Here is a 21,122-nt window from a genome sequence, read left to right as displayed (position 1 = left end):
TTCAATTCCACTGTATCTTCGCCAGTTTTGCATACAGCCCGTCTTTACTCATTAGAGAGTCATGAGTTCCTACTTCTTCTACTTTTCCATGATTAATTACTATAATCTTGTCAGTCTTGAGTGCGGTTGATAGCCTGTGTGTAATTACGATTGTTGTTCTGTTTTGCATTAACTTGCTCAATGCTTTTTGCACGAGGTTCTCACTTTTGTAATCAAGGGCAGAGGTTGCTTCATCCAGTATTAAAACCTGAGGATTGTTGAGTATGGCCCTTGCTATTACAATACGTTGTTTTTGTCCTTCAGAAAGTTTTAATCCTCTTTTTCCTACAAATGTATCAAATTTATCAGGCAGCTTATCAATAAATTCCATTGCATAAGCGCTGATGGCTGCTTGCTTTACTTCCTCATATTCGGCACCTGGTTTGCAATATAGTATATTTTCCATTATTGAGCAAGAGAATATCATGTGATCTTGTGGCACTAAGCCAAACAACGATCTGAGGTCATTTAGCGCAATTGACTTAATGTTGTGCCCATCGATAGTAATGCTACCTTTGTTTGGATCATGAAAACGGAGCAGAAGCTTTAAAATGGTGCTTTTACCACTGCCAGATGGTCCAACAATTGATACTGCTTGACCTGCCTCTATAGAAAATGATACGTTATCTAATGCTGGCTTATCAGCATAAAAAAATGTTACACCATTAAACGAAATTCCCTTTTGAACACTACAAATTTTTATAGGATCATCGGGATCTGCTATAGAGCTTTTCATATTTTTAAATTCAAATAAACGCTCTACTATTCCAAGACCTCGTTGTAAATCACTGATATTATCGCTCAAATTATTTATAGCTCCTGCCGCAAGCGCTGAATAAAACACAAATGAGGAGAGTTCTCCAATAGTTATATTATTGCTTAAGACTTCTTTAATACCAAAAAAGAGCAAAACAACTAGTGAACCTATCACACACGTGATAACTAGAGTTACTAAAATAGCACGCAAGAGTACTAATTTTACGTATGATTTTGATACTGAGTTTAAATGTTCCTTAAAACGGATTTTTTCGTTTTCCTCGAGTACAAACGATTTGATAGTCACTATAGATCTAAAATTTTCCTCACTAAATGACGCAAGCTCACTTAATTTATCCTGAGCAAAGCGTGCATAGCTACGCACTTTTTTTCCAAGTGAGGTCATGATAATGAGTAGTATAGGTATTATTGCGGCTGCATACGCAGTTAGTTGTATATTTGTATATAATAACATAGCAACACTGCCAATCAGAATCACAAAATTTCGTAATATGGTTAGTAAGCTGCTGTTTATTATTGATTGCAGCACAGAGGTATCAGTAATTAACGCTGAGATAACATCTTGTACGCCTGTGTTCTCAAAGAAACTTGGTTGCAAGTTAGTGATACTGCTATATAAGTCATATCTGATTCTTGCGATAACTTTCTCGCTGCCAATGCCAATGAAATATAACCGAGTAAATGCAGTGAGAGAAATGGCTAAAACTATAAGTATTGCAACTAATAGTTTGGTAGTAAAATCGTGCTCTGTGCCAGAATCAATTATATTGCTTAAGCCTCTGCCAAAGAGGAGGATCGTTAAGGCTGAAAATAAAACTGCAATAAAAGCTATGACAAAATAGGATAGATTAGGCTTTATATAGTAAAATAACTGCCTAATATTAGATCGCATCTTATTTTAAAGTTTCTAAAGTTAAGTATATAGATTTTAGTTTCAGGGGAAAGGGGAAAGGTGTAGTATGAAGCAATTTAGGTTCTGCAGCTGTTATAGTCCACCAAGAAAGGGTAGTAGCCCGCAGAAACGAAAAACTTGCTTGACAAACTCCGCCAGTCCTCTTATCATGGTATTGAAGGTATTCAGTTATCTTCATCTGTGCAGATTAAACAGCAAGAAAACAACGTAGTTGGCGTCTTATTTTTAATTTTTTGCACTATGTGCACCTTATGTCTTCACAACATTTCTAGGTTTTTACCTATATAAGCTGAAACGCGCTTATAAGTCGTTTAAGACAGTATAGTACGCCAATTTGCAGGATTAGAGAGTGACAACTAGCTAACACGGGGTTTCTTTTGCCTTTTTTTCTGCTTAGTAAATTTCTTAAACATTTAAACTAAGGTGAGTTGCATTTAAAAGCAGCTAAATTGCAGTGTTTAAGACTTAAAAAACGCCAATACTGAAAATAGACAATGACTAGGGCTTCTTTTGCCTTTTTTTTCGTTTGGTAAATTTCTTAAGTATTTATGGCTAAACGACAATCATCATCCCGCTACGTGTTAGCGCCACGGCGGTATAGCTATACTTAAAAATATGGTTGAATAGTTGTTAATAATAGTGTATAATTATTAATCTTTTCTCAGTATTTTTACTATGGCTCTTTCTAAATTTCTCGATCCAAAGTTAGATTTAACATTTAAGAAAATCTTTGGCACTGAAAAAAATAAGAATATTCTTATCCATTTTTTAAACGATATTTTAGGATGTACTGAAGTCAACACTATACAAGAAGTAGAATTCTTAAGCACCATTATGGACCCTGAAATTGCTTCTGATAAACAAAGCATTGTTGATGTTCTTTGCAGAGATTCTAGTGGGAACAGGTATATAATTGAGATGCAGCTCGCTCGTGATAAAGGCTTTGAAAAACGCGCACAACTTTATGCTGCTAAGGCTTACTCAAGACAAGCTGATAAATCTGGTAAATACGTTGATTTAAAGAAGATTTTCTTTATCGCGATTTCAAATTGTACCTTATTCCCTGATAAGCTTGACTATATATCTAGCCATACCATAAGAGATGAAAAAACCAATGAGCATGACTTAAAAGATTTTCAATTTATCTTCATAGAGCTGCCAAAATTTCCTAAGAGTAGAGAAGAACAACTAGAAAGTGTAGTAGACCGTTGGCTATTTTTTTTCAAATATGCAGATGAAACAACGGACGAAGATCTCAGAAAAATTGCGGAAAAATCACCAATAATAAAGCTAGCATATGATGAATTAGATAAGTTTCACTGGAATGAAAAAGATCTAATAACTTATGAAGAAAGAATAATGGATCTGCGCAAAGAAGAAGCCATTCTTGAATACAGACTTGATCTTGCTAAAGAGGAAGGTAGAAAAGAGAGGGAAATTGAAGTCGCAAAGAATCTACTTAAAGCAGGTGTTTCTTTTAATATTATAGCTCAAACTACTGGTCTTTCTATGAGTGAGATCAAAGAATTGCAGAATTAAGTGTGAATGGTTACGAAAAATATAAGTTTTTGCGATAAACGACATAGTGATGTATTTGTTGTTCAGCATGTCAGTGGAATATTTTCTGGTATCTGTTCAGATGCATGGCTAATGCTGAAACAAAAATTCCAGTGCTCCTTTTTTTGTCATCCCAGTGTCAGCTACTTGCATGACACCCATTTGTTCCTATAGTTGCTTTTCTCGTCTACCTTATTTTGCCACTCATCTGAACAGATACCCATTTTGGAGGGATACCAATAATAGTTGTGAGCGGTACAAGTTTAGTCCATATACCTTCCAAGCATAACACGCTCACGAAACTTTAATGCGATAGCTTGGTTTCTACTGAAAGACAGCATTATGCCAAGTGCGATGCTCGAAGATAAAAGAGAAGAACCACCATAGCTAAGTAACGGCAGGGTTATGCCGGTGGTTGGAAAAACACTCAATGTTACCCCTATGTTTATTATGAATTGTGTGATGAATTGAATTGAGATACCGAGAATCACCAACAGATTAAATAATTCATTTTCCCTATATGCAATGTAAAGCAAGCGGGCGGAAATGATGCCAAATAACATCAATGTGGCTAAGCATGTAATCAAACCAAATTCTTCTGCTAAAACAGAAAACACAAAATCTGTATGGCAATCAGGAAGAGAGGCTTTTACGCTACCTTCACCAGGCCCAACTCCAGTTAATTGACCTCTTTTGAATGCTTCTAATGATTTTGTGACTTGAAAGTTATCGCGCTGCGTAAAAAAGACAAAATTGTAAATCCTTTGCTTTATATGTGGGAGGCATAAGTAAGCTATTGTAGTTCCAGTTGTGGCCATTCCTATTATGCATAGAAAGTATAAAAATGGTATACATGCAATAAACATTTGACCGATAAAAGAATATGTTAAAAGCATAGACATACTGAAATCAGGTTGCAAAAGTAACAACACAAAAACTAACAGAAATATTATGATTGATATGTGTATTTTAAACTTCATTTCGCTGGCCAAGATACTAGCTATAACAACAGAAAAAAATGGCCTTACGAACTCAGATGGTTGAACTGAAATTTTGACAATATGTAACCATCGTTTCGCACCTTTTACCTCTATACCAAGTATTATCGCAATTGCTACTAGAATAGTAAATAAAATGAAACCTGCGAACGAGAGGTTAAGTATAGTTCTTGTGTTGAGAAAAGAAAATGTCACCAAGGTAATTAGTGACAGGACTATATAAATTGTGTGACGCCGTATAAAATAATCTTGTGGTAAAGAAAGACGCTGCGCAATTACAGGGCTTGCTGAATAAACAAGAATGAAGCTTATAGTGAGCAAAAAAAACACTGGAAGGATGAGATAATAATCCAGCGTTCTATACCAGAGTTTAATATTCATTTTGTTCCAATGTGTAATGCCACTATTCCATAGCTCATATTATGAAACTCAACATTCTTAAAACCTACCTCTTCAATCTCCATTTTAAAATCAGCCTGAGTTGGAAATTCTCTGATGCTCTTCACTAAATATTCATAAGAACTCTTGTCTTTAGCAACTATGCTGCCAATTTTAGGAATTACTTTAAATGAATATAAGTCATAAAGTTTGGTAAATATCTCATTTTGATAGTGCATAGGGGCAAATTCTAAGCAGATAAATTTTCCATGTGGTTTTAATACCCTGTGCGCCTCATTTAAAGCCTTCTTACGGTCAGAAACATTTCGAATGCCAAAAGCTATTGTGCAATAATCAAATTCGGAGTCTTCAAATGGTAAACTTTCTGCGTTCGCACATACCCAATCAAAATTAATTTGGTTTGAATTTATAGCTTTATCACGTCCTCTGCTTAGCATGTTTTGATTTATATCGCATACTGTAACCTTAGCACTTGGCTCTTTTCTTACTACTCTTATTGCTATATCTCCAGTTCCTCCAGCAACATCTAAAACCTTAGAGTTTTTTGTAAAATGCACACTATTTACCATCCTATCTTTCCATAATCTGTGCATTCCGAGGCTCATTATATCATTCATGGTGTCATAGCGATTTGCCACGGAGTCGAATACCTCTTTAACTAATTGTGATTTCTTCTCGATTTTTATAGTAGACATTACGTAAAAACTCCTTTATAATTAGTAAAAATTAATTTGAATTAATACAAATGTCAACGACAGGCCTTGAGCCTGTTAAAATCTTCTTCAGCGTGGTATGATGACCGAGTTAGTGGGCTTGATGCAACCACTAGGAACCCTTTGGAGTAAGCGATATATTTATAATGCTCAAACTCTTCTGGGGTAACATATCTATCAAGTTTTGCATGTTTTGGAGTTGGTTGTAGATATTGACCAATTGTAATAAAATCAACCTCAGCACTGCGCAAATCGTCCATAACCTGAAATATTTCCTCTTTTGTTTCTCCAAGACCAACCATAAGCCCCGACTTTGTGAAAACTTTAGGATTAATCTGCTTTACCATCTTCAGCAAATATAGTGAATGAAAATAGCGAGCTCGTGGTCTTATTTTTGCATACAATCTCGGCACTGTTTCAATATTGTGGTTATAGACATCAGGTGATGCAACAGCGATTGCTTCAAATGCTCCTTTCTTATTTAAAAAATCAGGAGTTAAAATCTCTATTGTTGTTTCTGAAGTTATCTTTCTAATTTCTTCTATGCACTGTATAAACTGATTTGCGCCACCATCTGGCAAATCATCACGATCAACGGAAGTAATGACAACATGTTTTAAGTTTAACTTTTTTATCGCTTTTGCTAAATTTTCTGGCTCATGAGGGTCTAGTTTATCAGGAATGCCAGTTGCAACGTTGCAAAATGCACAAGCACGAGTGCAAACAGAACCAAGAATCATCACAGTAGCATGACGTTTATTCCAACATTCACCAATATTTGGACATGCAGCCTCTTCGCACACTGTATGCAAGTTATGCAGTTTAACGATGTTTAAGGTCTCATTGAATACTTCACCGGTCGGAGCTTTTGCTCTGAGCCATGGAGGCTTACTATGCATCTGAAACTGCTAACTCTACCTCTTGCTTTACTAAAACTTTTTTCAACCTTCTTTTTATCTTCTGCGCTTTCTCACTTAGTTTAATCGTTCTTGTGTTGAGCAAAAAAGCATCTAAATCACCTTTGTAATCTATAGTTCTCAAAGTTCTTGTTGCCACACGAAATCTAAACTTTTTATTCAATATATCACTTGTTAACGTAACCTTATGTAAATTTAAAAGAAAGGTACGCTTTGTTTTACGATTCGAATGTGATACCTTATTACCAAAAGATTTTTTTCTATTTGTTAATTCACAAACTCTACTCACTTCAATATACCAAATTATTCTATGTACTTAGATTACCTTATATAGTCAAATAGTCAATACTCTCTTGCTTAATTTTTATACCATATACTGCTTTATAACCAAAAAATATCGTAATTTTTTCTATTATAAGAGAAATCATATGCTGAATTTCCAATGCTTTGCTGCCATTTGTTACTACCAGATGCAACACACCCGAATTTATATTCTGTGCATATGAGATCTTTTTCGGTTTTGTACACTCTGCTATTTCTTTCCCTACTATATTTCGCCAGTTTAAAATAAGACGTATTTCATTTTTACTAATCTTATTTTTCATGCATTTTAATGCATAGTTTTCAATTATAGACTTTAATTTTTTTGGACCGCTACGTTTGAGCATTTTTCTGTTTTTTTAGTAGGTAGATAATATAAAAGTATACATATAACTTGAGATTTTGTCATTACTGCTACATGTTTGTGAGATACCGTGACGGTATGACCATAATCGTCACTCCGCAACGCATATTGCATAGTCGTCATTCCGCGGCGTGTTCGCGGAATCTAGCTCTGGTCACGCTACTTAGATGACAACCTGCTAACTGCTTTACAAACCTCTAGCCTCACACCGTAAAAGCAGTATTTTTATGCAAAACTTATCTCAACGTAGCACTTGTCAAGATCGTTCCATTCAAAAATTTTTGTTTTGCCTCATAATTAACCTTATAGCTGTTTTAATTGTAATTAGTTAAATTATTATTAACTTGCCAGGCTAGATCCAAAAAATAGCATAATCAATATGCAAATTGTAATAGAAATCACGTTTGCGTATGGTTTATTGCTATGCGGTTAATCTTTCCTCAATCCAAGCTGCTTGAATAGCTTCGAGTATTTTTTCGTTACAGCGTTTTTCATCATCATCAAATTCCTCTAAACTCAAGACCTTTTTTTTAAGCTCAGTGAATCTGATACTAATTATATTCTCATTTGGAAATTTTTCCTCCAGAGCTTCCACAATATCTTCTATATCAAGCCATTTCATACTTTTTTGTATTTATCTGCTAAGTTAAATTGGTGCCCATGGGGAGACTTGAACTCCCAAGGTCGCAAAACCCACGGATTTTAAGTCCGCTGCGTCTACCGATTCCGCCACACGGGCTTTTTTTATCTATCTAGAGTAAAACTCTACTACTAAATTGACTTCCATGTCTGCTGAATAAGGAACCTCAGAATATTGAGGTGACCTCAAATACTTCACTGAATGCTCTTTACTATCTGCTTCTAAATAATCCGGAGCCTTGCGCTCTTGTTTTTGTTCAGCCTCTACTACTACAGGGATTTTTGCTGCCCTTTCTCTTATTTTTATTATATCACCTGGCTTCACTCGATAACTCGATATGTTAACCACCTTATCATTAACTGTAACGTGCTTGTGAGATATGAGCTGCTTTGCTGAGTAAATTGTTGGAACAAGACCAGAGTGGTATAAAACAGAACTTAATCTCGATTCTAAGATACCGATAAAATTATCAGCCGTATAACCCTTTCTGTTATAAGCATCTAAAAATGTACGTCTGAGCTGCTTACTTGAAATCGCATAGTAAAACTTAAATTTCTTATGCGCAGCAAACTGCTTACCAAAGTCGGATAACTTCTTGAATCCAAGAATACCATGTTGACCTGGAGGGTATTTCCTTTTGTTTACTGGGTCTTTAGCTCTACCCCATAAATTTACACCAAGTCTACGGCTAATCCTATACTTTCTAGTGATAACAGTTGTCATATAAAAACTCTCACGATTTAACTTTAGATTATTAAGGATTTTAGCACTCAGTGTCAACTTGTTTTTGCTGATATAATCTTTTATACTTCATTTTTAAGTTTTTCTATTAACACATGAATCATTCACATTTAAAATCTATGGCAAACGCCATCCGTTTTTTATCAATTGATGCAGTACAAAAAGCAAACTCTGGACACCCAGGTATGCCACTTGGCATGGCAGATGTTGCAACTGTTTTGTTTGCTAAATATCTGAATCATAATCCTGATGATTCTAAATGGTTCAATAGAGATCGCTTTGTTTTATCAAACGGTCATGGGTCAATGTTACTATATTCAATATTATATTTGACAGGTTATATCGGTATAGATGAGCTAAAAAACTTTAGGCAAATGAGATCCAAGACCCCAGGTCATCCAGAGTTTGGCTTGACTTCCAGAGTAGAGGCAACAACAGGCCCGCTCGGTCAGGGGTTTGCCACTGCTGTTGGCATGGCACTTGCTGAATCGATTCTTAAAGAACAATTTGGAGATAGCTTAATTAATCACTACACTTACGTGATGCTAGGGGATGGCTGTCTTATGGAAGGAATAAGCCATGAAGCAGCATCACTTGCTGGGCATCTTAAATTGAATAAGCTTATAGCTCTTTTTGATGATAATGATATTTCTATAGATGGCGCTACTTGCCTTTCCTGTTCTGACGATGTAGAGAAACGCTTCTTAGCGTATGGATGGAATGTTGACAAAATTGATGGCCATGATTTTGATGCCATATCCCTTGCAATAGAGCAAGCAAAAAAGTCTGATAAACCTACAATGATCTGCTGCAAAACTATTATCGGAAAATTTTCAGGCCGTGCTGGCACATCCTCTGCTCACAGTGGTGCTTTTTCGGAGGAAGACATAAAACAGATGAGAGAGAAATTAAACTGGAATTATGAACCATTCCATGTACCAGAAGATGTGAAAAATGCCTGGAAGAAAACTGTTGAGAGAGCAAAACAAAACTACACGATGTCATTCCAGCGCGTGACCAGGAAAGAAGAAAAAGAATGGATCCCAGTGTCAAGCACTGGGATGACAGAAGAGAATGCTGGGATGACAGGGTATCATGCAGAACTTCAAAGACGGTTAGATAAACATCTACCAGATAATATCGCTGGTGTTTTAGCTGACCTGAAGAAACAAATATGTGAGCTAATGCCAAACGAAGCTACTCGATCTTCTTTCGGCAGAGTAATGGAACTTTTAACTGAGTCTATGCCGGAATTAATCGGCGGTTCTGCTGATCTTACTGGGTCAAATTGCACTAAATATAAGCACATGCAGGTAATAAATAGCAATAATTATAGTGGCTCTTATGTCCACTATGGAGTGAGAGAGCACGCTATGGCAGCTTGTATGAATGGTATGGCACTTCACGGCGCGATTCTTCCTTATGGCGGCACTTTTTTGGTATTTTCCGACTATTGTCGTCCTGCTATACGTCTTTCAGCTCTGATGAAGCAGCAGGTTATGTATGTCATGACTCACGACTCAATTGGAGTGGGAGAAGATGGCCCAACTCATCAGCCAATAGAGCATTTAGCCTCTTTGCGTGCTATACCAAATCTATATGTTTTTAGGCCAGCCGATGCAGTTGAAACTCTAGAGTGTGTTAGCATTGCACTCGAAAAAAAAGAATCACCTGCACTGTTTGCGCTCTCAAGGCAAAACGTAAGTTACATGCGCAAGTTCTACTCTGATATCGATCAATCTGCTAATTTATCGAAGTTTGGTGCATATATTTTGTGTGAATGTTCAAAAGAATTAAAAGTGACGATATTTGCTACGGGGTCCGAGGTTGAAATTGCAGTTGAAGCAAGGGAGAAATTGCAGGAAAAGGGTATAGGTACAAGGATTGTTTCTATGCCATGCTGGAGGCTTTTTGACGAGCAAAGCGATGAATATAAAGCGGCAATATTAAATAATGACAGCATTAAAGTTGCAATTGAAGCCGGAAGTGAAATGGGTTGGCATAAATACATAGGTTCAAACGGTATATTTATTGGCATGAAAAGCTTCGGAGAATCAGCACCTTATAAAACACTCTATGAGCATTTTAATATCAGTGCTGATCACGTAGTAAAATGTGTGTGTGAGAAACTGGTTTATATTCAGTAGACTTCTTGCATAACCATATGAAAGCCCACTCTTCTTTGTCATTCCAGCGCGTGACGTTATTTCCATCCAAGATGGTGTCATTCCAGTGCTCCTTTTTTTGTCATCCCAGTGCGTGACACTGGGATCTAGCCTTTATTATTTGGTTGAAATTAAGTCTTCTGGATCCCAATGTCAGCTACTTTCATGACATCATCATAAAGTAAAATGAGATCCCAGTGTCAAGCACTGGGATGACACCTTTTCCGGTAGAAGATCACTATCAAATCACATTGCTCTGGTCATTATGATCACCATTATTTTGTTCAACTGATTGATCGACCCCAGGTGAAGAAGAATCATCATAAGGTTGTGTGTCAGACTTTTCTTCGTCAGACCCAAACAACCATGAAAAAAAACCACCAAAAAATGATGCAACTAATGAAAAAGGCTTCATAAGTATACTAAACAAACTACCAAAAAAAGAGCTCGGCTGTTCTTCTGTTTGTGCAGGTTCTGTGGAAGCAACAGGACCTACATCGTTGTCTTGTACATCAGTTCCTTGTTCTGCACTGGTGGTGCTGGTTTGTCCTCCCTTATTTTGTGTAGATCCAGTAGGTTGACTACCGTTGCTTACACCAGTTCCTTGTTCTGCACTGGTGGTGCTGGTTTTTTCCCCTTCTTTGCTATTATCTGATTGTAGTTCAGTATCATCACCTACTCGTTTTTCTTCCTCTTGACCCCCTTCACTATCTGTCGATGATCCACCCGCTGAACCATCATCAGATTTTTCTGCTGGTTGCAATAGAGTTTTTATTCCTTCATCAGTGGCTAATTTGAAAGGAGTATTTCCATCTTCATTTTCTATATTAACATCTGCTCGTTTTTCTATTAAGAATTTTACTGTTTCCGCAGAGGCGTTTGCTGGACGATATGCATAACCCATAAACATTTTATTTTTTGTAGTAAAATGTAAAGGAGTCCATAGATCGTTATCTTGTATATTAACATTCGCTCCTTTTTCTAATAAAAGTTCTGCTATATCCGTATAACCTTCTCTAGCAGCCCAATGCAAAAGAGTATGTCCATATGAATCTACTGCATCAGCATTTGCTCCCTTGTTTAATAAAGCTTTAACTATATCTTTATGGCTACTATTGTAATTATATTCCATCATACTCTGAAGAAGTGATTCCATTACTGTATCAACCTTTGCTCCACTATTTAATAAAACTTCAGTTGCATCTTTATGACCATAGAAAGCAGCTTTAAACAAAGGAACCATTCCATTTTTATCTGCTATATTAACATCTGCTCCTGCTTTTATTAGGGCGTCTACTATTTCTTTATGGCCACTTGCAGCAGCTTCAAATAAAGGAACCATTCCTTCTTTATCTGCTATATTAACATCTGCTCCTGCTTTTATTAGGGCGTCTACTATTTCTTTATGGCCACTTGCAGCAGCTTCATGTAAAGGAGTTTTTCCATTGCTGTCTATTGAATTAACGTTTACTTTTTTACTTAATAGAATTTAAACTTCCTTATAATTATCACTTTTAACGGCTGAATACAAAGCTTCGATATCCTTTTGCGTTTCTTCTAGAATTTTTACTATATGTTGCCTGCCTTGTTGAGAGGCAAGCTTTAAAGGAATGCTGTCAGTATTATCTAGTGGAGTAACACAAATTCCTTTTGCTTCTAATAGAACTGTTACTATTTTCTTATCGTAACTTTTAGCAGCTTCATGTAAAGCAGTCCTTCCATTTTCATTTGCTATATTAACATTGATCCCTTTTGCTTCTAATAGAGCTTCTATTATACTTGTATCGAGTGGTTGCGTTTTGTTGGCTTTTTCAACAGCAACATGTAAAAGAGCGCGTCCATTTTCAGACTGTGCATTAACATCTGCTTTGTTATCAATTAAAAGCGAGACCATATCTTTGTCTCCTTTGACAATAGCATGCCGTAAAGGAGTAAATCTGTTTCCATCTAAAGCATTAACATCTGCTCCTTCACTTATTAGACGCTTTAATCCATCAATATCACCTCTTTTAACAGCCTCAAATAAAGCAGCATTTTGTGGAACTTGGCTTTCTTCTTCATCATTTTGCAATACTGGACTAGCATCATCAGATTCTTCTGCGGGTTGCAATAGAGTTTTTATTCCGTCATCACCGGCTAAATTTAAGGGAGTATTTTCCCCTTCATCTTTTGCATTAACATTTGCCCCTTTTTCCAATAGATCTTTTACTATCTCTGCATGGCCATTTTCAGCAGCCCGATGTAAAGGAGTCTTTCCATTTTGATCTGTTATATTAACACTTGCCCCTTTGTCCAATAGGGCTTCTACTACCTCTTTATGGCCATGTGCAGCAGCAAAATGTAAAGGAGTACCTTCATATTTATCTTGTGCATTAACATCGATCCCATTTACTTTCAGTAGGGCTTCTACTACTTCTTGATGGCCCTCTTCAGCAGCCCTATGTAAAGGAGTGCTGTTATGTTCATCTATTGCATTAACATTTGCCCTATTATTTAGTAAAACTTCTACTACCTCTTTACGGCCCTCTTCAGCAGCTCGATGTAGAGGAGTCATATTTGCAAATCCTACTGCATTAACATTTGCCCCATTATCCAATAGATCTTTTACTATCTCTGCATAGCCATTTCCAGCAGCATAATGTAAAAGAGTGTTGTTATGTACATCTACTGCATTAACATCTGCTCCTTCACTTATTAGACGGTTTACTGCATCAATATCACCTCTTTCAACAGCCTTAAAAAAATTATCTCTACTTTGTGAACTACTCATCCTACACCTCTTTGTAAAACTATATTGTTATAATAAAGCCGTTAATAATCTATGAGCTCTCACCCCCTGTAAAATTATATTATCATGATAAAGTCATTAATAACCCATGAGCTCTGGATCACGCAAATAATGGTTATTCCCTGTGTTTTTCAGTACATTTGAGCTGGCTGTACATAAGAATTGCAATTGTAGAGCATGCTATTGTTAATAGTAAATTTGGTAAAATACCATAGCGAAAAAATTTTCCTACTATATATATTCCAATAGCCCCAAACATCATATTGCAGAATGAGAGAACTGCACTACCAAGCCCTATACCTTTGATCGTTTCTAAAGCAGAAGTTACGTTATTGCTTATTATTAATGCAAGTCCGATATTGGCTGGAATCCAGGCGACTTGAAGAATTAATATATTCAACTTGTCCGCGAAATAAAAATATACCAATAAACTATCGGATATTATCGGTAACACCAAACCTATTATTAGCATTTTGCTAACCCCTACTTTTGGTACATACCTTCTATTAATTAAAGTTCCAATTATGTAGAATATGACTATGATCGATATGAGGTAGCCAAAATACTGTACTTCAATGCCCATCGATTCAAATATGAACGGGTAGTTAGCAATGTATGCCCAAAGCCACATGAAAGTTAATCCATGAATGGCTGAAAACCCAAGGAAACGATAATTTCTAAATATTGATATATATTGCTTGAAGATATTAGTAGTTATGTTAGTTATACTGGTTTCATTTTTATTTACAGTGAGTGTTTCTTGTAACTTAAAGTAGATAAAAATAAGTATAGCAATTGCTGCAAGTGATATAATAAAAAACAAAAATTTCCAATGATACCCATGTGAAATTATATAACTGCCCACCACTGGAGCTATTCCAGGTGAGAGTGCCACAACCATATTTAATTTTGAAATGACTCTCGAGTATTCACTACCCGAGTACATATCCCTTATTGCTGCATACCCAACAACACCTGCAACACCAGCCCCTGTTCCTTGTATGAAGCGAATTAGTATCAAGAGCGCAATGCTGTCGGCTATATAACACATGACACTTGCCAAAGTAAAAATTGTCATACCAATCAGCATCATTGGACGCCTACCATAATGGTCCGATAATGGACCATAAATTAATCCAGACACCGCAAATCCAACTAGATTCAAGCTAATTGTAAGCTGCACTACACTGCCTTCTACTTTAAAATAATTGGCAATGCTTGGTAGTGCAACTGAGTATAGGTCAGTTGCCATATCGACAATTGCTACAGACAATATCATAATAAGAGAGATGATATTTTGCGAAAGAGCTGTTTTCACTTAATGATTTATTGGTAAATATACTTAATTATAATGTATTTTTTTCATTAGTATAAGTACAATGTTACATAGTAAACGATGTCATTCGAGTAGCGGACACTGAAATCTTAAGCTAAAATCATGAAAAGCACGAATTTCAATATCTTACCTTTGATTATTCACTTTAAGCTTTAAGTCTTCAACAGAAGATGCATTTGCCTCACTTACTACCTTTAGTGGTTCACCAAGGCTATGTTCCACTTTTGTCTCAAATTTAAAGCCCAATTTTTCGCAAAGCTTCTGAAAATATTCAACAATAACATCAAACAAATTCTTACCACTTACTTTGTAGTTTTTTAGCTCTTTAGGAATGGTAAGAAGTACTTTACCATCTTCATATGTTACATTTTTATCTTCACATTTCAGTTTAAACTCCGCTGAACTGCAAAAACCTGGTGTTTCGATATATGTATAATCATCATAGTTAAGCATTTTTGTATATTTCATGCTAAAACTAAGCTTTATACAATTGGGTTCACGACAATCCATAATATACTCTCTTGTCATACAGTTGCCTTGCGTTGACAAATGAAAAGATCCAAGAGCTTGATTCATATCATTAGGAAGAAAATGAGTATATCCGCCCTGATAATAGTTATTTATTAACTCCTCAATAATAGAGTTATTGGGAATTGTTGCACCAACGTGTTTAAACATTTCTGTAAAAATTTGTCTGAGAAATGGACGATAATTCCCTTTTCCGTTTTCATCCCGTAGAATTAGATTTTTATGGTTTGAATACAGATCGTTAATAAATTCGTTAGTTATTTTTTGTCCGTTAATAGCAAGGCCGTGTGTTCTATTAAGATCCTTATATGTTCCCTCACCAGAAATTACTTCGTCCCAAGTGTTAGCTTTGAAATCAGCATATTTGAGCTTCTTCACTTCAGCTTTCAACGCATTGACCATTTCCTTTGACATGTTATATCTCTACCATTAATACCTGTATATTAATTCTAGCACTTACTTTATTAAATTTCAATTACTAAATGAATTTATCACTTTCACTTCCGTATTTTCCAGCGAGTCACCGTAAGCATACGCGTCAAGTTAAGGAAATAAAGGTATGAAAGAGATAGAATAATAAGGTATAAGTTCTCCCAGATATACTTTTAGTGAGAGAACCAATGAATAAAATAACTTGCTTATCAAAAAAGCTCAAAGAATTTTTTAATGAAAAAGCAGAGAAAATCTCAATTACAACAAGGTTTATAAAAAGAAAGAGAAAGCTAAAAGGTTCATCATTCGTAAAAGCCATGGTCTTGGGTAATATAGGAGTTGATAATTGTAGCGTAGAAACAATGTGTCAATTACTAAACGAGGACTCGATAGATATAACAAAACAAGGTTTGGATTTTAGATTTACTGAAGAAGCAGTGGAATTTATGAAAAGGATGTATAATGAATCTGTGATTCTCTTTAAAAATATCTTGCAAGTTGATTGCAAAATCTTACAGCAATTTAATAGTGTTAAATTATTGGACAGTAGCTATATTACTCTACCTAACAGTATGGAAGAGATGTATAAAGGTTATGGTACTAGCTACCATACGCGTCAAGTTAAGGAAATAAAGGTATGAAAGAGATAGAATAATAAGGTATAAGTTCTCCCAGATATACTTTTAGTGAGAGAACCAATGAATAAAATAACTTGCTTATCAAAAAAGCTCAAAGAATTTTTTAATGAAAAAGCAGAGAAAATCTCAATTATAACAAGGTTTATAAAAAGAAAGAGAAAGCTAAAAGGTTCATCATTCGTAAAAGCCATGGTCTTGGGTAATATAGGAGTTGATAATTGTAGCGTAGAAACAATGTGTCAATTACTAAACGAGGACTCGATAGATATAACAAAATAAGGTTTGGATTTTAGATTTACTGAAGAAGCAGTGGAATTTATGAAAAGGATGTATAATGAATCTGTGATTCTCTTTAAAAATATCTTGCAAGTTGATTGCAAAATCTTACAGCAATTTAATAGTGTTAAATTATTGGACAGTAGCTATATTACTCTACCTAACAGTATGGAAGAGATGTATAAAGGTTATGGTACTAGCTACAGTGGCTATGAAAGCAATACTAAGTCTGGAATAAAGTTACAATTAGTTTTCGACTACATGAATCAGATAATAGACCAACTTAATTTAACGGAGGGGGTAAGATCAGACCAGGGATATAGGAAACATTTAAGTAATATATTAAGCAATGATTTGCTAATATCTGATCTCGGTTATTTTGTGCCAAGTTCTTTTAAACAAATCAATGAAATAGGAGCTTATTTCATAAGTCGTTATAAATCCGATACCAACATATATGATGTAGAAACAAATCAAAAAATGGAGTTATTAGAATGTTTAGAGGATAAGTTATTTTTAGAAAACGAGGTATTGTTAGGAAAAGAAGCAAAAATTAGAGTAAGAATTATATGTCAGAAACTAACTGAAGAACAGTCTATGGCCAGAAGAAGGAAAGCTAATAGATTAGCAAGATCGCAGGGATATACATCCTCTAAAAGAAATCAAAAATTGTTGAACTGGTCAATATTTATAACTAATGTTCCAGAAAATAAAATTAGTGCTGAGCAAGTATTAACGATTTACAGAGTAAGGTGGCAAATTGAGTTATTATTTAAATTGTATAAAAGCCATATCAGGCTTGATAAGCTAAAAGGAAAGCCATGCAGAGTATTATGTGAACTATATGCTAAATTGTGCGCAATTCTTATATTTCACGGCATAGTTGGTTGCACAGAAGTGAAAAAGAATACAGAACTTAGCTTAACAAAGGCATTTATTGAGCTAAAAAGGCGGGTTAGAGAGTTATTTTTAGTATTAACCAAAATTAATAGTTTAAAAGCATTTCTTAAAAAACTCACTATAACTTGGTCGCGATTTTCATTAAAAGACAAACGTAGAAGGGCTAGAGTATCCACTTTAACCTCTCTAAATTTGCTCACAATCTCTTAACTTGACGCGTATGGTCACCGTAAGTCACTGCTTTTAGGTAAAACTTTTTCCCCATTTGCACTTCGAAAGATATTATTGAATCATCAAGTAGAACAAATTTTTCACCTGTGGCATGATCATATTCTTTAGTATCTTCTTGTCCTCTGATTAGGTTGCTAAGCTTATATTTATTTTTATCTATAAGTTCAGCATTCTGGAATTTTATTACCTCTTTTCCAACCAGTGCTAAATTTGAGTTCGCAATTGAAGTTATGTTTCCAAAACGTAACACTACTATAAGCCCCTCGTCGGTAGATTCCATTACATATCCGTAAGTAGACTGCTTATTTGTGCTTGCGATAGGCTTATAATCCTTATCGTTGTACGAAATAAAGAGCGTTGCTCCCTTCCAATTCCTTTCCTCACCAATTAAAGTAAAGCTTGCAATATTACCTTTAACATGCCGTAAATCTATCATTTCTGCGATGGTTTTGCTGATATGAGAAGGAGGGTATTCCTTCAGCATAAGAGACCTTGTTGAAGGAAAAGAAAGCTTATATATGGAGCTGTCATAACCAACACCACTTACTTGAATGGACATGCTTTCAAATTTTGTTTTTATAATTCTCACCGTATGCTTTTTCTCACCGTCTAAAATCGTCATTACATCACTTGGCGCAAGCCACGCATATCTTATCGGCAGCTTGAAATTGTATATATTTCTCTCTTGCCACGAAGAATAAAGTAAAACCTCAGCTATATTTTGCGCCTCTCCCTCCTCCATAATGAGCGGTATTTCAACTGTTATAGCAGTGCCTTGCTTTGGCAACTCAGCATATTTAACATCAATTGGATAGCCAAAATTGCGATTAAAATAAACGACGTTAACTTTATTGTTTAAATCCAGTTGACTAATATTAACAAGTTGCATTTGCTTTGAATTGTTACTGAAAACCGTTTCACCAATTGGCATTACAGTTGTAACTCCCCTGCCCTTTTGAACAAATTTCAGTTTAGAGTCCTGTTCAACCACATCAAAAAAATAGCAACTTTGCAGCATTTTAATAATAGAACGTACGGGTTGCTGGTCGTTTATCACATACCCAGACAATAACCCTTTGACGTTGCTTGTATCGAACTGATCGCTTTTTAAACCTGCTTTTTGTAATAGATCCGATAAAACATCGGAAATATTAAGCTGTGAAAGCTTTCCCTGAATCCAATGTCCTGTCTGCCAATTATGGCAGTCAGTCCACATATCACATAAATTGGGAAAGTAAGGAAATGGCCTTGCATCCCACGCCCAGAGAAACATTTTTTCTACCATTTCCGAGCTTTGCCACTTTTTTAACGTTCCTTCAATTGCAATTTTTTGCGAAAGAAAGCTCACCTCTCCGTTTGAATATCGTGGATATTTGCTCTCTATGCTGCCTTTGTCAACAAACACATTTGGTTCATTAGTGCAGCCGTTCATACTGGGAAATCCATATTCAGTAAACCATATTTTTTTCATTTTTGGTTGCCATTTTGTTTTGCTACCACCTGGATTTATGTGAGTTTCACTCCACCATTTCTCTATATTTTTCTACGCATACCTGCTGTCGTTATACTTTACTTTTTCAGGCTCACTTTTTGAGTAATCATAGAAATAATCATACCCCACTCCACTGCTCCAACCACCCATTACATCTTCCGCAGAATAGCCAAAAGGAGGCTCTGGACCATCAGTCAGTGGAAAATAAGCATCTATGCCAATAACGTCGATGTACTCTGAAGACCAAAGCTCATCCATATTATACCAACCATCATATGAATGGTATTCGCTCCAATCCGCAGCGTAAGTTACCGTTACTTCTTTTCCAAGCTGAAGTTTTATTCGCTTTGCAAGCTTAACTAGCTCTATAATGGCAGGGTAATTACCTTGTTCATCTCTAATTTTGGTAAGCCGCACAAGTTCAGAACCTTACTATTACCCACAAATATAAATGTTTGTTGCATAGCTCTTAATGGCATAACTTTTGCTTGAAATAACTGTTTATATGGTGCAATTTACAGCTTTTAGTTGCTAAAATTATAACTCTTAGTTTAATAATTTTAATCTAATAAGCTTTCAGGTTAATAAAATTAAATTATTTGAGTAAATACAATATTATGTTTTTATTTGTGGGTAATAGTAAGGTTCAGAACCGATGATAAACCCTTCCACTTTAGTTTGTTTGGCAATGCTTGCATAATGCTCTATAAATTTGTTATATTGATTCTCAAAAAAATCACTTATATCCCCAGGAGTCCCGCTCAATTTTCCTCGCCACTCTTTGTTCTTTGTGTCAAGCAAGGGCATTGGATAGAGCATCACCTTGTAGCCTCTGCTGCGTAACTCTTCTATGTATCTTATCAACGCTGCATCACTAACTGTGCCACCATACCTTGGGTTTCCACTCGCATCTTTTGAAATTAGCTGAGCATTATCTCTGGTTACACCCCCTACTTGCCAATCATCAGGTAATATTGCGGAATCATCTTGAAATTCAACTGCAGGATATATTTTACAATCTTTAATGTTCAGATCATTCACAAACCAATTGACTACTACCGATACCCACTCAACATTTGGTAAATCTCCCTTTAATTGATCCAAAGAAAGCATTGCATCGCTCTTTTTAGTGTGGTTGTTGTGATTTACCCTTTGCGCCAGCCCATATGGGATATATTGGTTGCTGCTTATTTTCTCTTGCGCGATTTTCTTCTGTATTTTTGTATCATATACAAACTCACCTGAACCTGGTATGATATTGATATTCCGAATATTTTCCGCTATTGAAAACCCAACGGGCTTTAATGCAGTTTGCACTTCAAACGTAAATACCGGAACATGATTATTATAGTCTGCTAAAGGAAAATTCTTGATGACTATGTAAGATATTCCCCTATAAGCCGGCACATTCTCCTATCCTTCAATTGATGACATAAATGGATCAGGATTTTGGTCTTCTCTGCCGCTGTAAAAAGTATAATCTATTTCATCAAAGCTAAGTGATGTTGTATCTGCCCAGATTCTGTTTAATTTTTCTACTTTCCCCTTGCAGATCGCAATTGCAAGCGTTGCATAGTAATTATATGTAACGTTCATACCTCTTCCAATTTTACTTTTGGTGGTTATCGCCTCTTCTTTTATTGGCTGCGCCCAAATAATGTTCCCTGCAACACGAGCAGTGCCATAGATAATTGGAATTGTTCTGCCATAGGTTGAGGTTTGAACTTGCAGATTTTTTAGCCTCGCACCATGCGTTACTTTTTGCTCGGCATCAAGGCCAAACATCGCACCATCAAGCTGCGCACCAAGAAGAGCACCGAGTTCTGAGCCGATAATCTGGCCAATTGGCCCAAAAATGCTGCCTGCTTGACCAAAAATTGATGATAAAATTATTGTAGACATAATGATCCTCCTTTTTGTTTCTATAGCTAATGTAGGCTCTACGTCATGCCGCAGC

17 protein-coding genes, 1 tRNA gene and 4 pseudogenes are annotated in these 21,122 nt (G+C 35.8%); 4 read left to right on the top strand and 18 right to left on the bottom strand.

The features are described from left to right. Position 1: 1 nt before the first annotated feature. Positions 2 to 1,708 carry an ABC transporter ATP-binding protein gene (locus OM961_RS03060; protein WP_264339358.1) on the bottom strand — a complete coding sequence of 569 codons (1,707 nt, stop codon included), beginning with the start codon at positions 1,706 to 1,708 and terminating at the stop codon, positions 2 to 4. A gap of 696 nt (positions 1,709 to 2,404) precedes the next feature. Here OM961_RS03060 and OM961_RS03055 point away from each other — a divergent pair. Beyond that, positions 2,405 to 3,268 (top strand): Rpn family recombination-promoting nuclease/putative transposase, encoded by an 864-nt coding sequence (locus OM961_RS03055; protein ID WP_264339357.1) that lies wholly within the window; start codon positions 2,405 to 2,407, stop codon positions 3,266 to 3,268. Between the two features lie 281 nt (positions 3,269 to 3,549). Here OM961_RS03055 and OM961_RS03050 read toward each other — a convergent pair whose 3' ends face one another. The 8 genes from OM961_RS03050 to rpsD all read right to left on the bottom strand — a co-directional run bounded on the left by OM961_RS03050 (position 3,550) and on the right by rpsD (position 8,361). After that, a complete protein-coding gene (locus OM961_RS03050) occupies positions 3,550 to 4,665 on the bottom strand; it encodes an FtsW/RodA/SpoVE family cell cycle protein (RefSeq protein ID WP_264339356.1) in 1,116 nt (371 codons plus the stop codon). After that, a complete protein-coding gene (gene ubiE / locus OM961_RS03045; protein ID WP_264339354.1) occupies positions 4,662 to 5,378 on the bottom strand; it encodes a bifunctional demethylmenaquinone methyltransferase/2-methoxy-6-polyprenyl-1,4-benzoquinol methylase UbiE in 717 nt (238 codons plus the stop codon). Before ubiE ends, OM961_RS03050 begins: the two co-directional genes overlap by 4 nt. Positions 5,379 to 5,431: 53 nt before the next feature. Further along, complete coding sequence (gene lipA, locus OM961_RS03040) at positions 5,432 to 6,295, bottom strand: lipoyl synthase (RefSeq protein ID WP_264339352.1); 864 nt, start codon at positions 6,293 to 6,295, stop codon at positions 5,432 to 5,434. Then, positions 6,288 to 6,602 (bottom strand): 50S ribosomal protein L28, encoded by a 315-nt coding sequence (rpmB, locus tag OM961_RS03035; protein ID WP_006279619.1) that lies wholly within the window; start codon positions 6,600 to 6,602, stop codon positions 6,288 to 6,290. Before rpmB ends, lipA begins: the two co-directional genes overlap by 8 nt. 37 nt (positions 6,603 to 6,639) lie before the next feature. Next, complete coding sequence (locus OM961_RS03030; RefSeq protein WP_010082513.1) at positions 6,640 to 6,981, bottom strand: DUF721 domain-containing protein; 342 nt, start codon at positions 6,979 to 6,981, stop codon at positions 6,640 to 6,642. 438 nt (positions 6,982 to 7,419) lie between these two features. Then, a complete protein-coding gene (gene iscX, locus OM961_RS03025; protein WP_007552114.1) occupies positions 7,420 to 7,620 on the bottom strand; it encodes a Fe-S cluster assembly protein IscX in 201 nt (66 codons plus the stop codon). Positions 7,621 to 7,650: 30 nt separating this feature from the next. Beyond that, positions 7,651 to 7,737 (bottom strand) — tRNA-Leu (locus OM961_RS03020). A 9-nt stretch (positions 7,738 to 7,746) separates the two neighbouring features. Continuing rightward, a complete protein-coding gene (gene rpsD, locus OM961_RS03015; RefSeq protein WP_010962555.1) occupies positions 7,747 to 8,361 on the bottom strand; it encodes a 30S ribosomal protein S4 in 615 nt (204 codons plus the stop codon). Between the two features lie 113 nt (positions 8,362 to 8,474). Here rpsD and tkt point away from each other — a divergent pair, with 113 nt between their 5' ends. After that, entirely contained in the window at positions 8,475 to 10,526 is a 2,052-nt protein-coding gene (tkt, locus tag OM961_RS03010) for a transketolase (RefSeq protein WP_264339348.1), read from the top strand. A 259-nt stretch (positions 10,527 to 10,785) separates the two neighbouring features. Here tkt and OM961_RS03005 read toward each other — a convergent pair whose 3' ends face one another. The 5 genes and pseudogenes from OM961_RS03005 to OM961_RS02990 all read right to left on the bottom strand — a co-directional run bounded on the left by OM961_RS03005 (position 10,786) and on the right by OM961_RS02990 (position 15,610). Beyond that, positions 10,786 to 11,886 carry an ankyrin repeat domain-containing protein gene (locus tag OM961_RS03005; RefSeq protein ID WP_405196804.1) on the bottom strand — a complete coding sequence of 367 codons (1,101 nt, stop codon included), beginning with the start codon at positions 11,884 to 11,886 and terminating at the stop codon, positions 10,786 to 10,788. Continuing rightward, positions 11,887 to 12,033 (bottom strand): annotated as a pseudogene (locus OM961_RS07370) (ankyrin repeat domain-containing protein); the annotation flags it as partial. Then, positions 12,034 to 13,314: an ankyrin repeat domain-containing protein gene (locus OM961_RS03000; RefSeq protein WP_264339347.1), complete on the bottom strand. Its 1,281-nt coding sequence runs from the start codon at positions 13,312 to 13,314 to the stop codon at positions 12,034 to 12,036. It abuts the pseudogene before it with no gap. A gap of 133 nt (positions 13,315 to 13,447) precedes the next feature. Next, on the bottom strand, positions 13,448 to 14,650 hold the full coding sequence (locus OM961_RS02995; RefSeq protein ID WP_458694289.1) for a multidrug effflux MFS transporter: 1,203 nt from the start codon (positions 14,648 to 14,650) through the stop codon (positions 13,448 to 13,450). A 144-nt stretch (positions 14,651 to 14,794) separates the two neighbouring features. Continuing rightward, positions 14,795 to 15,610, bottom strand: a complete 816-nt coding sequence (locus tag OM961_RS02990; RefSeq protein ID WP_264339346.1) for a hypothetical protein — start codon at positions 15,608 to 15,610, stop codon at positions 14,795 to 14,797. A gap of 206 nt (positions 15,611 to 15,816) precedes the next feature. Between OM961_RS02990 and OM961_RS02985 the strand changes: the two are divergent. Together OM961_RS02985 and OM961_RS02980 are read left to right on the top strand one after the other, a co-directional pair. Beyond that, positions 15,817 to 16,236: pseudogene (locus OM961_RS02985) on the top strand (transposase); the annotation flags it as partial. Between the two features lie 90 nt (positions 16,237 to 16,326). Then, positions 16,327 to 17,652: pseudogene (locus tag OM961_RS02980) on the top strand (IS4 family transposase). On the opposite strand, the gene OM961_RS07605 reads toward OM961_RS02980, so the two are convergent. The 4 genes and pseudogenes from OM961_RS07605 to OM961_RS02960 all read right to left on the bottom strand — a co-directional run bounded on the left by OM961_RS07605 (position 17,639) and on the right by OM961_RS02960 (position 21,067). Beyond that, positions 17,639 to 17,953, bottom strand: coding sequence for a GTA baseplate fiber-binding domain-containing protein (locus OM961_RS07605; protein ID WP_458694290.1), 315 nt, complete (start codon positions 17,951 to 17,953; stop codon positions 17,639 to 17,641). The pseudogene OM961_RS02980 and the gene OM961_RS07605 overlap by 14 nt on opposite strands. 306 nt (positions 17,954 to 18,259) lie before the next feature. Continuing rightward, positions 18,260 to 19,582, bottom strand: a pseudogene (locus OM961_RS07600) (glycoside hydrolase/phage tail family protein); the annotation flags it as partial. Between the two features lie 198 nt (positions 19,583 to 19,780). After that, positions 19,781 to 20,572 carry a glycoside hydrolase family 113 gene (locus tag OM961_RS02965; protein WP_264339344.1) on the bottom strand — a complete coding sequence of 264 codons (792 nt, stop codon included), beginning with the start codon at positions 20,570 to 20,572 and terminating at the stop codon, positions 19,781 to 19,783. Positions 20,573 to 20,578: 6 nt separating this feature from the next. Then, positions 20,579 to 21,067 (bottom strand): hypothetical protein, encoded by a 489-nt coding sequence (locus OM961_RS02960; protein ID WP_264339342.1) that lies wholly within the window; start codon positions 21,065 to 21,067, stop codon positions 20,579 to 20,581. Positions 21,068 to 21,122: the final 55 nt, after the last annotated feature.

Origin of the sequence: Wolbachia endosymbiont (group A) of Cydia splendana, from assembly GCF_947179475.1 — a bacterium.
GTDB lineage: Bacteria > Pseudomonadota > Alphaproteobacteria > Rickettsiales > Anaplasmataceae > Wolbachia > Wolbachia pipientis.
The sequence above is the reverse complement of the archived record's forward strand: the minus strand, read 5'-3'. Positions and strand labels throughout refer to the sequence as shown.

Excerpts from the sequence above, each read along its gene's own strand:
- ubiE (WP_264339354.1), bottom strand. The coding sequence starts at position 5,378 with ATGTCTACTATAAAAATCGAGAAGAAATCACAATTAGTTAAAGAGGTA.
- OM961_RS03030 (WP_010082513.1), bottom strand. The coding sequence starts at position 6,981 with ATGCTCAAACGTAGCGGTCCAAAAAAATTAAAGTCTATAATTGAAAAC.
- tkt (WP_264339348.1), top strand. The coding sequence starts at position 8,475 with ATGAATCATTCACATTTAAAATCTATGGCAAACGCCATCCGTTTTTTA.
- OM961_RS02990 (WP_264339346.1), bottom strand. The coding sequence starts at position 15,610 with ATGTCAAAGGAAATGGTCAATGCGTTGAAAGCTGAAGTGAAGAAGCTC.
- OM961_RS03055 (WP_264339357.1), top strand. The coding sequence starts at position 2,405 with ATGGCTCTTTCTAAATTTCTCGATCCAAAGTTAGATTTAACATTTAAG.
- OM961_RS07605 (WP_458694290.1), bottom strand. The coding sequence starts at position 17,953 with ATGGAATCTACCGACGAGGGGCTTATAGTAGTGTTACGTTTTGGAAAC.
- rpsD (WP_010962555.1), bottom strand. The coding sequence starts at position 8,361 with ATGACAACTGTTATCACTAGAAAGTATAGGATTAGCCGTAGACTTGGT.
- iscX (WP_007552114.1), bottom strand. The coding sequence starts at position 7,620 with ATGAAATGGCTTGATATAGAAGATATTGTGGAAGCTCTGGAGGAAAAA.
- OM961_RS03005 (WP_405196804.1), bottom strand. The coding sequence starts at position 11,886 with ATGGTTCCTTTATTTGAAGCTGCTGCAAGTGGCCATAAAGAAATAGTA.
- OM961_RS03060 (WP_264339358.1), bottom strand. The coding sequence starts at position 1,708 with ATGCGATCTAATATTAGGCAGTTATTTTACTATATAAAGCCTAATCTA.
- lipA (WP_264339352.1), bottom strand. The coding sequence starts at position 6,295 with ATGCATAGTAAGCCTCCATGGCTCAGAGCAAAAGCTCCGACCGGTGAA.
- OM961_RS03050 (WP_264339356.1), bottom strand. The coding sequence starts at position 4,665 with ATGAATATTAAACTCTGGTATAGAACGCTGGATTATTATCTCATCCTT.
- OM961_RS02960 (WP_264339342.1), bottom strand. The coding sequence starts at position 21,067 with ATGTCTACAATAATTTTATCATCAATTTTTGGTCAAGCAGGCAGCATT.
- OM961_RS03000 (WP_264339347.1), bottom strand. The coding sequence starts at position 13,314 with ATGAGTAGTTCACAAAGTAGAGATAATTTTTTTAAGGCTGTTGAAAGA.